Here is a 13,383-nt window from a genome sequence, read left to right as displayed (position 1 = left end):
TTTTGAGACTAAGATTATGAAAAAGTTATTGACCAAAAAGATACTGATCCCTATCTTTTTAAGTGTTCTATTTATAACAGGATCGGCATTTAAGAACGATTTCTTTGAAATTGCCAAACAAATAGAAATTTTTACGACACTTTTTAAAGAAGTCAACATGAATTATGTTGACGAAACGAATCCTGCAGATTTGATGGATACGGCCATCAAAAGTATGCTTCAGGATTTGGATCCCTATACCAATTTTTATAACGAACAGGATGTAGAAGCATCAAGAATTAATAATACCGGTGATTATACAGGCATTGGGGCCAGTGTATTGACTTTAAAGGATAAATTGGTCATCATAGAGCCTTACAAAGGTTTTCCGGCGGATAAGGCAGGTTTAAAAGCGGGCGACGAGATTATCAAGGTGGATAATACCGTAGTGGCAGATTTTAGTGATGATGCTGGTAATCTATTGCAAGGTACTGCAGGAACTACAGTAGATGTTACTTATGTCCGCCAAGGAAAAACAGAAACGGCAACCATTAAGCGTGAAGCCGTAGAAATTCATGCCGTTCCGCATTTTTCAATGATTGATGACAAAACGGGTTATGTGGTGTTGCGCAAGTTTAACGAAAAAGCATCCTCTGAGACCATTACTGCCATTAGAGCTTTAAAAAGCCAAGGAGCAAAACAGCTTGTTTTGGACCTTCGCGGAAATTTGGGAGGTCTATTAAACGAAGCAGTAAATGTGACGAACATTTTTGTACCTCAGAATCAATTGGTGGTCACCACAAAATCAAAGGTTGATAAATACAATAAAACCTATTATACCCAAAAGGAACCTATAGATACGGAAATTCCAGTAGTCGTACTTATTGATGGCAGAAGTGCATCGGCAAGTGAAATCGTGGCAGGTGCATTGCAGGATTTGGATAGGGCAGTGGTTGTGGGCGCCAGAAGTTTTGGAAAAGGCTTGGTACAACGGCCAAAACCACTGGTTTATGGAACACAATTGAAAATTACAATCTCACGTTATTATACCCCTTCAGGACGTTGCATCCAGTCTTTGGATTATTGGAATAGGGATGAATTGGGCAAGGCCACACGCGTCACAAAAGATAATTATACAGCGTTCAAAACCAAACGCGGCAGAACAGTTTACGATGGTGGCGGTATCCAGCCTGACGTGGAACTAGGCATTACAAAATTAAGCCCTATAACAAGCGCTATTGTCAACGAAAACCTGATTTTCGATTTTGCTACGGAATATTACTATTCACATCAAGTTACTGATTTAAAAACCTTTGAATTGACGGATGCAGATTTTGATGCGTTTAAGAATTTTCTAAAATCCAATAATTTTACTTTTGAAACCAAAACCGAAAAAGCGTTTGACGATGCGCTGTCCGTAGCCAAGGAAGAAGCATTGAACAGCGTGATTGATGCACAATACACCACCTTATTAAAAGCACTGAACACTTATAAAACAGAAGCGATTGATGCTAATAAAACCCAACTTATGGGATTATTGGCAGAAGAAATTGTGAAACGATACTTTTATAGAGAAGGCATGTATTCTTATTATATTGAACACAATACCGAAATCAAAAAAGGTACTGAAATCCTTAAAAATCCTTCAACTTATCTCGGTTATCTTCAATAAATTCCATACATCGATAAGAAAATGTAATTCTTGAAAAATTAGTTATATTTAATCTTTCAAGCGAATAAATTATGAAAAAAATCTTCTTCTTAGGTTTTCTTTTCTCCCAAATAATCTGTGCACAAGAGGAATTAAAGCATGAGGTATTTTTTAAAACTGATGCTTACGACGTAACGGATACCGAACACAGCAGACTTTTACTTTTTCTATCCGAAATTGAATCTTTAGATATCGAAAAAATCTCCATCTACGGATTTACGGATGACCGAGGAAGTGCTGAATATAACTTGGTCCTCTCACAAAATAGGGCCAACAGCATCAAAACCATCTTCTCAAATAACGAATTTGATGAATCCATTATCACCAATGTGGATGGCAAGGGCAAAATCCTACTAAAACTCATCAAAGAAGAAGATGTCAGCAAAATAAGAGGGTTGAATAGAAAAGTCGAAATTATTGTGACGCCCTATTTTCCTCCAAGACCCGAAGTAGTCACTAAAACGAAAACCGCCAGTGAAACTTTAGCTGGCGATATAAAAATTGGTGATTATATACTTTTAGAAAATATTCTTTTTAAAACCGGTTATAGTTACTTACTTCCTGAATCAAAAAAAACCTTGGAAGAGATTTCAAAAGTCCTTCTACAAAGAGAAGACATCTATTTTACCATTCAAGGTCATGTATGTTGCACACAAAACAGTAGGGATGCCATTGACAGAAAAACTAAAAAGCGCAATTTATCCTTGGCAAGAGCTAAATATATTTATGATTATCTGGCTAAAAAAGGAGTCGATCCCAAACGTATGAAATTTGTGGGTATGCGACGAAAATTTCCACTTGGAGGTGAAGCAAAATATGACCGACGTGTAGAGATTTTGGTGACTTATGTCAATGAGGCCAATTAGGTTTTCAACATAGCAATATGAGGAATACCGTCTTCCAAATAGTCATCGCCAACTTCTACAAATCCTAAATTATTATAGAAGCGTTTCAAATAGGTCTGCGCAGATATTTTGATCTTAGTTTCATTATAAACCTCCTCAATGAGATGTATAGAAGCTTCCATAATATCATAACCATATTTTAAATGACGTTCTCCAGCTCTAACGAGAACTCTTCCAATCCCAGCGTGATCGAAATAATCATCTGGTTTAAAAACACGGGTATAGGCAACCAATTGATCGTTTTTATAACCCATAACATGTAAGGCATTTTGGTCCTTATAATCAATGTCTTGATAGACGCAATCCTGCTCCACCACAAAAACCTCACTTCGCAATTGTAAAATAGCGTAAAGCTCATCAATGGAGAGTTCTTTAAAAGTTTTGGTAAAAATGTTTAGCATGAGTTATCTTAAATGATCAATGATTTATCACTCAAAAAACAGGAAGCCTCCTATTTGAATATTTAATATTAGGATATGAAAGACAGGCACATTAATCAAGAACCTTAGGGTCTAAAACTTACTGGTGAAAATTAATGTTGTACTGGAATCTTTTTAATTCGGTTTTCATGTCGTCCACCTTCAAAAGCAGTATCCAAAAAGGTATCTACCATTTCAATAACTTGTGGTAAGGCGGTAAATCTGGAGGGAATGCTTAAAATATTGGCATTGTTATGTTGCCTTGCCAACGCAACAATCTCCTTTGTCCAACACAATGCAGAACGCACCCCTTGATGCTTATTTGCCGTCATATTGGCCCCATTACCGCTGCCGCAGATAATAATTCCATAGTCAACAGCTTTTTCTTCCACATCCTTGGCTACGGGATGCACAAAATCAGGATAGTCCACACTGTCATTACTATTGGTGCCGTAATTATTTACGGTGTAACCTTTCTTTTCCAGATGCTTTATAACAGCTTGTTTATACTCAGTACCTGCGTGATCATTACCAATTGAAATTCTCATAATATTTATTTTTTAAATCTTATTTTCAGGTGATAAAGTTACAAAATAATATAGCCTATCTGTTTTAAATTTAACATGGAATAGAGATGTTACGAACAGGTTATTATATCCGATAGGTATCGGTTTTGTATATCAAAAGTAGCATATTCATGAGTGCTATTTTCGGTTTAGAAACAAAGATGGCAGAAAAGAATCAAACGTTAAATTTAGCTCTTAACTGCAATTTTTTTACGGTGTTATGGGCTGTTATTATTCGACAGTAATATTAATTCTAAATACTGTCTTTTGATTAAAATTATGATCGCCAATGGAAGAAGATTTAGTTATTTCAACATGCTCTATTCCGCTAAAATATTGAATAGGTCTATAATTGTATATCAAACCACTTTCTTCATAGGTTATTTCGCTTACTTCATAATGTTCAGCTTGTTTGGTTATTTCGGTATTCCCTTCTGATAGAAAAGAACCCAGAGGGAATTCGATATTTTGATTTTGACCCATTGAAGCCTCTAAATCTAAATATTCAATTTCCGTTTTTTGTGGTTCATCTTTGGAATCACACCCATTAAGGGTAATAAATCCGAAAACCAATAATAAATAAATCTTGTTCATAATTCTATTTCTTTATTAAAAAATTGACTCTAAAGCTATTATATCAAAGTTACTAAACTCTCCAGTTTCAAAAAATTGTAGTTTAACTTAACGAAAAATTATGAGAAAGTAGCCACATAATCAAAATAATTGGCATTCTATAGTTTAGTACGACTAAACTGATAACAATCGGCCATCAACAGTTGCTCATTACTTGTTCATAACTTGTGGCTAAGATTTAAAAGATAAATTTTATATATCCGATTTTTTTTCTCAGCCAAATCTTAAATGATATAACCAAAAAAGTTAGCCATTTTGTTTGGATTGTTTATCATCATCTAAATGATAGTCTATGAACATGAAAATGACAAAATGTTATGAGCAAACTGCTGTGAATTATGGTTATCAACAGCTGTTAACAACTACAAAGATTGCATTCAGAATCAATCAGTTTGATTAATATAGTCTGTTAACATCATCTTCAGTAAGTGTGATAAGTGATTATTCAAAGCAAAACCTAATAAAGTTATCACGGCTATTAACACACCATCATAAGCACCATTATTTTTTTTAAATTTAAATAAAAACTGATTATAATATATATAAATGTGGATAACTGTTTTTTAGATTCGAATTTGGATCATTTTATTGAAATCTAAAGAAATTTTTGGTAGAGTAAATCATAAAAAGATATAATGATTTATAAAGACTCGCATTAGGTTAAAGGTCATTTTACGTTAACTTAATATTAAAAATAAAGTGATTTAATTTTAAAACCGTAGTTTTGTAAAACTTAATTACCAATCTTCTCCTTTAATTAAGTTTCAAATAACTGAATTTCGCTAACTTTAGAAATTCAATAAGATTACATTATAAAATAAATGACAAAAAAAAGAAGAAAGGGATCATCAAATAAGATCTCTAACCTAACAAATACAATTCTAAGTATTTTAAAAAAAGATAGAAACCAATCTTTCAATTACAAACAAATTGCTGCTAAACTTGGAGTGGATGACGCTTCGAGCAGAAATCAAATTATAAAAAAACTTCAAGAACTCCTGGCTAAAAAGGAAATTGAAGAAACTGAACGTGGCAAATTCAAAGCCATTGTGACTACAGAATATCATACAGGAATTTTGGATATGGCCGCAAGAGGCTCAGGATACATTATAAGTCCTGATTTTGATGAAGATGTCTATATCGCTTCAAATAACATTAACAAGGCCTTAAATGGCGATGAGGTTGAGTTTTATGCCTATAAACGTCGTAAAAAGGGAAAATTTGAAGGTGAAATTACAAATATTATCAAGCGTGCCAAAAGTGAGTATGTTGGCGTTATCCAAATCCATAATAATTATGCTTTTGTAGTTGTGAATAGCAACAAAATGTACACGGATATTTTTGTACCTATCAATAAAATCAATAAAGCTGAAGATGGTGATGTCGTTCTTGTGTCTCTTGAAAGTTGGGAACAAGGCGAAGATTCTCCCAAAGGAGCTGTAATAAAGGTTTTAGGAAAACCTGGAGAACACAATACTGAAATCCATGCTATTCTGGCTGAGTATGGTTTACCTTCTGAATTTCCTCAAGAAGTTGAAGATTATGCCAATACGTTGGATACATCCATCAATGAAAAGGAAATAGCCAAGCGTCGCGATATGCGAAAAGCGTTGACTTTCACCATTGATCCAAAAGACGCCAAAGATTTTGATGATGCTTTATCTTTTGAAGTTTTGGACAATGGGTTGTATGAAATTGGAATTCATATTGCCGATGTATCGCATTATGTACAGGAAGGGACTGTTTTGGATGACGAGGCTTATGAGCGGGCCACGTCAGTGTATTTAGTGGATAGGGTAGTGCCAATGCTTCCGGAAGTGCTTTCAAATAATGCTTGTTCCTTACGTCCGAATGAAGAGAAATATACCTTTTCGGCAGTATTTAAAATGAACGACAAAGCAGAAATTAAGGAACAATGGTTCGGTAGAACAGTGACTTATAGTGATGCGCGTTTTTCCTATGAAGAAGCACAAGCGATTATTGAAAAAAATACAAATATTCCTTCGCAAAAGGATATCAATTCCATTGATACGCTAATTCCGGAAGACATTGCTATTGAAGGAAAAGAATACCATGCAGATAAAAAAGTAGGTTACGCTGTTTTAAAAATGGATGAAATGGCAAAAATCATGCGTGGTCAGCGTATGAGAGAAGGCGCTATTTCATTTGATAAAGTAGAGGTAAAGTTTAATTTGGACGAACAAGCAAATCCGATTGGTGTGTTTTTTAAGACCAGTCAAGATGCCAACAAATTGATTGAAGAATTTATGTTGCTGGCCAATAAGAAAGTTGCCGAATTTATTGGGAAACAATCGCCAAAAAAGACTTTTGTATACCGAGTCCATGATGAACCAGATGCCACAAAATTGGCCACTTTACAAGGTGTGGTTTCGAAATTTGGATACAAACTTAATTTTAAGGATCGCAATAGTATTGCCTCCTCCTTAAACGGGTTATTGCGTGATGTTCAGGGTAAAAAAGAACAAAATTTAGTAGATACCTTAACCATCAGAACGATGAGTAAAGCGGAATATACCACAGATAACATCGGGCATTATGGGTTGGCATTTGATTATTATACACATTTTACATCTCCTATACGTCGTTATCCTGACGTTATGGTGCATCGCTTATTGCAGCATTATCTTGATGGGGCAAAATCGGCTAATGAAGCTATCTATGAGGAGAAATGTAACCATTCCAGTAATATGGAAAATCTGTCCACAAAAGCAGAACGGGATTCTATAAAATACATGCAGATCAAGTTTATGGAAAACCATAAAAACGAAGAATTTGTTGGTGTTATTTCTGGAGTGACAGATTGGGGAATTTATGTGGAAATCATTTCCAACAAATGTGAGGGGATGGTCTCTGTAAGAGATATGAACGATGATCATTACGAATTTGACGAGACAGAATATGCATTGATCGGAAGAAAGACTGGGATCAGTTATCAACTTGGTGAAGAAGTCGTGGTCAAGGTGAAAAACACCGATTTAGTTAAAAAACATCTCGATTTTACATTGATTGGAAAACCACAAGTCATTCAATTGTAACATTTCCAACTTAAGTCCTACTGATACTTAAAATTAGATATTATGATCCTCACTACCACCAATTCCATTGAAGGGTTTAAAATATTGGAATATAAAGGCATTGTTTCTGGAATTTCAGTGAATGTTCAAAAAATGAAAATGACCTTCAATATGGAAAAATACTACCAGGCCATTGCAGAAAGTATGAGCCTGGTTAAAGAACAGGCATTCCAACAATTACAGGATAATGCAAGAAAATTAAATGCCAATGCCATTGTGGGGATTAAAGTAGATATTGAATTGACCACCAGTAATTATGTCACGGTTTCAGTAACCGGTACTGCAGTGTCGGTGGCATAAATTTAAATTTAAAACAAAAAAAATGAAAATATTACTAATGATGGTGTCACTTTTTTTAAGTATGAATGCTATCGGACAACAGAAGATTGAGAAAAATTTAGGCGATTTTCATGAAATAAAGGTCTATGATATGATCAATGTGGAATTGGTTAAATCTGATGAAAACAAAGCGATTATTTCTGGAGATAATATAAACGATGTTGAAATAATCAATAAAAATGGGGTTTTAAGAATAAAAATGCGTCTTGGCGAAAAGTTTGAAGGCAATAAAACTGTGGTTACTTTAGATTATAAAAAGATAGACATTATTGATGTGAATGAAGGTGCTTATGTATCTTCTGAAGATATCCTTCAACAAAACAAAATCGAATTAAGAAGCCAAGAAGGTGCGGTAATAAAATTAAACTTAGACCTTACCGATGTTAAAGTAAAAGCAGTAACAGGGGGCGAAATAGTAGTTTCAGGTAAAGCGATAAGACAAGATATTTCCATCAATACCGGTGGTATTTTTCACGGTGAATCTTTAGAGTCTGAATCTACTTATATAGCCATAAGAGCTGCTGGAGAAGGATATATTAATGCTTCTAAATTGGCTGATATAAAAATTAGAGCTGGTGGTGATGTTTATATTTATGGCAACCCCGAAACGGTAAATGAAAATAAAATATTTGGTGGTCGTATTAAAAGTATGGATTAGAAGACTATTAAGTATATTAAACTTTGAGTATATATAAACCTATCCTTAGCTACGCATAAGGTTTTGAAGATTTCAAAGCTTTAAAAGGATAAAAAATTATGTAGCTTTGTTGAAACACAAGTTATATGTTTGACGAGATTCTATCAGCAATTCCTTTTGGTATCATATTGGCATTTACGATTGGCCCCGTGTTTTTTGTGCTTTTGGAAACCAGTGCTACCAAAGGTTTTAAGAGCGCACTTATTTTTGATTTGGGTGTGATGTTGGCAGATATTTTGTTTATTGCTGTTGCCTTTCTCAGTACCAATAAGCTCCTCGATAAAATTAAGGATGATCCAAATTTCTTGGTGTTTGGAGGTGTCATTTTAGTGGTTTACGGCATAATTACCTTTACAAAAACTTCAAAATCTTTTCGAACCATCGTTAGGGAATACCATAAAGTGGAACTCCAAAAGAATTATGGAAAGTTATTTTTAAAAGGATTTCTATTAAATTTTATCAATATCGGAGTGTTGGTCGGATGGTTAGGTTTTATCATTATTGCCAATTCCTTTACGGAGACTAAAAGCGGGGTTATTGTTTTTTTGAGCACCATTTTAGTCACTTATTTTATCATTGATCTTTTTAAAATATTGATTGCCAAAAAACTAAAGAATAAATTGACGCCGCGACGCATCTTCAAAACAAAAAAAATCATAGCCTTGGTGATTTTAGCCTTTGGAATTCTACTCTTGTCGCAGGCTTTTTTCCCTAAAGAAAAGGAATTGCTTAAAGACCGATTGGAGCATATTAATCCGTTTTAGAATACTTTGATGTTCCGTAGATAGAACACAGATGACGCGGATTTCTTATGATTTTCACTGATTTTTCAAATTATTTTGACCGACTCAAACCTGTCAGGTTTTCAAAACCTGAAAGGTTTTTTTATTATAGTAAAATATTAATCAGTGTCATCAGCGTCCCATCATATAAACTTAGGAATAAAAAAACCCTCAACGTCAGTTGAAGGTTTTCTTGAGGCATCAAGCGGATTCGAACCGCTGTAGAAGGTTTTGCAGACCTCTGCCTAGCCACTCGGCCATGATGCCAGTTTTTGGAAGTGCAAAGGTAAAAAAAATAAACTTGGTAAGCTATTTAGTTTTATTTATTTCGGCGTGCGGTCATTTTTATGGTCACTTTTTCCACATCGCCGCCAATTGGAGGATTTAACTTGCTCACATAAACCGTCGCTTTTCTAACCGATTGATCTTCTTTAAAAATTCGATCCAAGATGCGTTTTGCAACAGTTTCGAGCAAATAGGAAGGCACTTGCATTTCTTCTTTAATAATCCTATTAAGCAAGACGTAATCCACAGTATCACTTAATTTGTCTGAAATTGCAGACGTTTTTAAATCTGCTTTAACCTTTAAATCTACCCTATAATCGCTACCGATCGTGGTTTCTTCCTTTAAACAGCCATGATGTGCAAATACACGGATATTTTCAACTTTTATAGTGCCCATAATTCCTTTTATACCGGCAAAAATAAGGCATTTATAGAACTAAAAAAATCCTTAATTTTGCACAGGAATTCTTATTGGGTATTTCATCTAATTATTTAATAGGAAATAATGAATAGCAATATGTCAGAAGAAACAAAATCGCTCAACTTTATCGAGCATATCATAGAAGAAGATTTAGCCAAAGGAATGTCTAAAGAAGACCTCCGTTTTAGGTTTCCACCTGAACCCAATGGATACTTGCATATTGGACATACCAAAGCCATAGGCATCAGCTTTGGTTTGGGCGAAAAATATAATGCACCCGTCAATTTACGATTTGATGATACCAATCCTACCAAAGAAGAACAAGAATATGTGGATGCTATTAAGGAAGACGTGGCATGGTTAGGCTACAAGTGGGAAAACGAAGTATATTCTTCTGATTATTTTCAGCAGTTATATGATTGGGCCGTACAATTGATTAAAGAAGGGAAGGCGTATGTAGATTCACAATCTTCTGAAGCCATGGCGGAACAAAAGGGAACACCAACCCAACCGGGCGTGGATGGTCCGTATAGAAATAGGAGCATAGAAGAAAATCTCGATTTGTTCGAAAGGATGAAGAACGGAGAATTTGATGAAGGTTCCCATGTATTGCGGGCTAAAATTGATATGGGTCATACCAATATGCTCATGCGTGACCCGCTGATGTACCGCATTTTGAAGAGACACCATCACAGAACGGGTAACGATTGGTGCATTTATCCAATGTACGATTGGACCCACGGAGAAAGTGACTATATTGAAAGCATTTCGCACAGTTTATGTTCACTTGAATTTAAACCACACAGAGAGCTTTACGACTGGTTCTTGGACCAAGTTGTCGAAGATGATAAATTACGCCCTAAACAACGCGAATTTGCACGTTTAAACCTAAGTTATACCATTATGAGCAAACGTAAGTTACTCAGATTGGTTGAAGAAAATATTGTTTCTGGATGGGATGATCCACGAATGCCGACCATTTCCGGTTTACGCCGCCGCGGATATACGCCAAATGCCATTAAAAAGTTTATTGAAACCGTAGGTGTTGCCAAACGTGATAACATCATAGATGTGGCGCTTTTGGAATTTTGCATCCGTGAGGATTTAAATAAAACCGCGCCACGTGTTATGGCGGTTTTAGATCCCGTAAAATTGGTCATAACCAATTATCCAGAAGGGAAAGAGGAATGGTTGGAAGCAGAAAACAATCAGGAAGATGACAGTGCAGGCTTCAGAAAAGTTCCTTTTTCAAGAGAATTGTACATTGAAAGAGATGATTTTAAGGAACAAGCAGGTAGTAAGTTTTTCCGATTGACTTTAGATCAGCAAGTGCGTTTAAAGAACGCTTATATCGTAAAAGCTGAAAGTGTTGTTAAAGATGACGCTGGAAATATCATGGAAATTCACGGTACTTATTCTGAAGACCCTTCTATAAAAGTGAAAAGCACGATTCATTGGGTCTCCGTAAGGCACGCTGTAAAAGCTGAAGTTAGGGAATATGATCGATTGTTCATGCATGAATCCCCGGATACGCATCCCGAAAAGGATTTTATGGAATTTTTAAATCCAGAATCTCTAAAATTAGTCACCGCTTATGTAGAACCAAGCTTAAAGGATGCTAAGGTTAACGATAGATTCCAGTTTCAGCGCTTAGGTTATTTTAGTGTTGATGAAGATTCAACATCAGAAAAATTGGTGTTCAATAAAACTGTGGGTTTACGTGATTCTTGGGCGAAGGAATCCAAAGGTTCAGGTGCTACAGGAAAGAAAATTCAAAGTCAGCCAAAACCGAAAAACAACCAGCCACAACGCAAAGCCATTGATATTATTCAGCAATTAGGTAAAAAATACACCAATCTGCCCGAAGAAAAGCAATTGGCTACCAAGGCAGAAATCCAAGAATTGGCTAAAAATGTCACTTATGAAGAGTTGCAGCCTTGGTTCAATACGGCCGCCAAAAAAGTGGGGACGCGTATTGCGACAATGATTACACTTGGAGTGTTATTGGAGCAAGGCTTGGAAAGAAATGAGGATGTTGATGTCTTTATTACTGCAGGAATGGAGGATAAGAATGAGGCTTTGGTTACCATAACAAAAAGTCTTTAAAGATTTTAAACGAATAATCTTCTTTTTATAGATCTGCCGTGCAAACCTATTTTGGTTGCACGGCAAAATCGTATCCAATTTATTTATTACAATACTCGACTTTATTACAAAGTATTTTTATCTCAAGATTGTAAGAAAATTGTAGTAAGCTCATTTTGTGTTTTTTATACCGTTATTTTGAGATATATAGCATCAAATATCTGTGAATAAAATAATCCACTTACATTTACAAAAACTGAATTTTAAGGTTCAGTTTTCTTATTCCTGCTGTGATATACTTTAAACGCTACGGTTTCATTGCTCAAATTCCACCAGAATGGAATGGTTTGGTTGCACATGATTTATTTCTTCAAACCACGTATTTAAAAGCCCTTGAAGACGCTTCACCAACAACTATTTCTCTGTATTATATCGGGGTTTTTAACGACGATATTTTGGTTGGAATTGCCATTATTCAGCGTGTAAAATTATACGCCAAGGATATGTTTAGAAGGGAATCGTCCTCAAGACTAATCTCTATTTTGAAAGATGGACTCACACGAATTTTAAAGGGAAATATTCTGGTGGTTGGTAACTTGACCCATACGGGGCAACATGGTTTGTATTTTAATCCTGATCTCATCTCGCAAGACGTTTTTCTTGAAACCTTATTTGAAGCGATTGATGATCTCAAAATCCATATTAGAAAGAATAATCATAAAACGATCAGAGCAATTCTTTTTAAGGATTATTTCAAGCATGATAGTTTTCACGATTCTGACAAATTGTTAGATAAACACGGATTATACAAGATCAATGTGCAACCTAATATGGTATTAGAAATGCCACCGCATTGGCACAGCATGGCTGATTATTTTAACGATCTCAAAAAGAAATACAAAACACGATACAAACGTGCCAAAAAGAAATTTGGCAACATCACATCAAAAGAATTGACTGAGGAAGAGGTTTTAAATAATTCAGAACACCTACATCAACTTTACAAGAACGTGTCCAATAACGCCTCTTTTAACACGTTTGTATTGCCTGAACATCACTTTTATACTTTTAAACATACCTTAAAAGATAAATTTAGAATATATGGGTATTACCTTAATGATGAACTCATTGGATTTTATAGCCTTATTTTGAACGACCAAAGCTTGGAAACTTATTTTTTGGGATATGAAGAAGCAAATCAATATGACAATCAACTGTATTTGAATATGTTGTATGAAATGATTGTATTTGGTATTGACCATCGATTTAAATCCATTGTATATGCCAGAACAGCCATGGAAATTAAGAGCTCTGTAGGTGCACAGCCAAAATCGATGTCCATGTATCTCAGACACACCAATCCCTTGTTAAATGCACTGTTAAAACCTATTTTTAAAATAATAAACCCCGAACAGAACTGGGAGGAACGTCATCCTTTTAAAAATTTCAACGAATCTTAATATAAA

General features: G+C 35.1%; 12 protein-coding genes and 1 tRNA gene. 8 read left to right on the top strand and 5 right to left on the bottom strand.

Annotation, left to right across the window (positions count from 1 at the left end; translation table 11 throughout):
- Positions 1-16 precede the first annotated feature (16 nt).
- Complete coding sequence (locus tag J4051_RS00755) at positions 17-1,651, top strand: S41 family peptidase (protein ID WP_208231701.1); 1,635 nt, start codon at positions 17-19, stop codon at positions 1,649-1,651.
- A gap of 71 nt (positions 1,652-1,722) precedes the next feature.
- Positions 1,723-2,556: an OmpA family protein gene (locus J4051_RS00750; RefSeq protein ID WP_208231700.1), complete on the top strand. Its 834-nt coding sequence runs from the start codon at positions 1,723-1,725 to the stop codon at positions 2,554-2,556.
- Here J4051_RS00750 and J4051_RS00745 read toward each other — a convergent pair.
- The 3 genes from J4051_RS00745 to J4051_RS00735 all read right to left on the bottom strand — a co-directional run bounded on the left by J4051_RS00745 (position 2,553) and on the right by J4051_RS00735 (position 4,174).
- On the bottom strand, positions 2,553-2,996 hold the full coding sequence (locus J4051_RS00745; RefSeq protein WP_208231699.1) for a GNAT family N-acetyltransferase: 444 nt from the start codon (positions 2,994-2,996) through the stop codon (positions 2,553-2,555). The genes J4051_RS00750 and J4051_RS00745 overlap by 4 nt on opposite strands.
- A gap of 131 nt (positions 2,997-3,127) precedes the next feature.
- Complete coding sequence (gene rpiB, locus J4051_RS00740; protein ID WP_208231698.1) at positions 3,128-3,562, bottom strand: ribose 5-phosphate isomerase B; 435 nt, start codon at positions 3,560-3,562, stop codon at positions 3,128-3,130.
- 249 nt (positions 3,563-3,811) lie between these two features.
- Entirely contained in the window at positions 3,812-4,174 is a 363-nt protein-coding gene (locus tag J4051_RS00735; RefSeq protein ID WP_208231697.1) for a hypothetical protein, read from the bottom strand.
- 860 nt (positions 4,175-5,034) lie between these two features.
- On the opposite strand from J4051_RS00735, the gene rnr reads away from it, so the two are divergent.
- From rnr to J4051_RS00715, 4 genes are all read left to right on the top strand, one after another.
- Complete coding sequence (rnr, locus tag J4051_RS00730) at positions 5,035-7,269, top strand: ribonuclease R (RefSeq protein ID WP_208231696.1); 2,235 nt, start codon at positions 5,035-5,037, stop codon at positions 7,267-7,269.
- 42 nt (positions 7,270-7,311) lie between these two features.
- A complete protein-coding gene (locus J4051_RS00725; RefSeq protein ID WP_208231695.1) occupies positions 7,312-7,608 on the top strand; it encodes a YbjQ family protein in 297 nt (98 codons plus the stop codon).
- Positions 7,609-7,630: 22 nt separating this feature from the next.
- On the top strand, positions 7,631-8,305 hold the full coding sequence (locus J4051_RS00720) for a head GIN domain-containing protein (protein ID WP_208231694.1): 675 nt from the start codon (positions 7,631-7,633) through the stop codon (positions 8,303-8,305).
- A 125-nt stretch (positions 8,306-8,430) separates the two neighbouring features.
- A complete protein-coding gene (locus J4051_RS00715) occupies positions 8,431-9,108 on the top strand; it encodes a LysE family translocator (protein ID WP_208231693.1) in 678 nt (225 codons plus the stop codon).
- A 214-nt stretch (positions 9,109-9,322) separates the two neighbouring features.
- On the opposite strand, the gene J4051_RS00710 is transcribed toward J4051_RS00715, so the two are convergent.
- Together J4051_RS00710 and folB are read right to left on the bottom strand one after the other, a co-directional pair.
- Positions 9,323-9,393 (bottom strand) — tRNA-Cys (locus J4051_RS00710).
- 52 nt (positions 9,394-9,445) lie between these two features.
- The gene (folB, locus tag J4051_RS00705; RefSeq protein ID WP_208231692.1) at positions 9,446-9,808 is read right to left on the bottom strand and encodes a dihydroneopterin aldolase; all 363 of its coding nucleotides are present in this window, start codon (positions 9,806-9,808) and stop codon (positions 9,446-9,448) included.
- Between the two features lie 120 nt (positions 9,809-9,928).
- Between folB and J4051_RS00700 the strand changes: the two genes are divergently transcribed.
- On the top strand, positions 9,929-11,938 hold the full coding sequence (locus J4051_RS00700; RefSeq protein WP_208231691.1) for a glutamine--tRNA ligase/YqeY domain fusion protein: 2,010 nt from the start codon (positions 9,929-9,931) through the stop codon (positions 11,936-11,938).
- Positions 11,939-12,207: 269 nt separating this feature from the next.
- Positions 12,208-13,377 (top strand): GNAT family N-acetyltransferase, encoded by a 1,170-nt coding sequence (locus tag J4051_RS00695; RefSeq protein WP_208231690.1) that lies wholly within the window; start codon positions 12,208-12,210, stop codon positions 13,375-13,377.
- Positions 13,378-13,383 lie beyond the last annotated feature (6 nt).

This window comes from Gelidibacter pelagius (assembly GCF_017581925.1).
Classification (GTDB): Bacteria; Bacteroidota; Bacteroidia; order Flavobacteriales; family Flavobacteriaceae; genus Gelidibacter; species Gelidibacter pelagius.
This window is presented reverse-complemented; position numbering and strand designations above follow the sequence as displayed.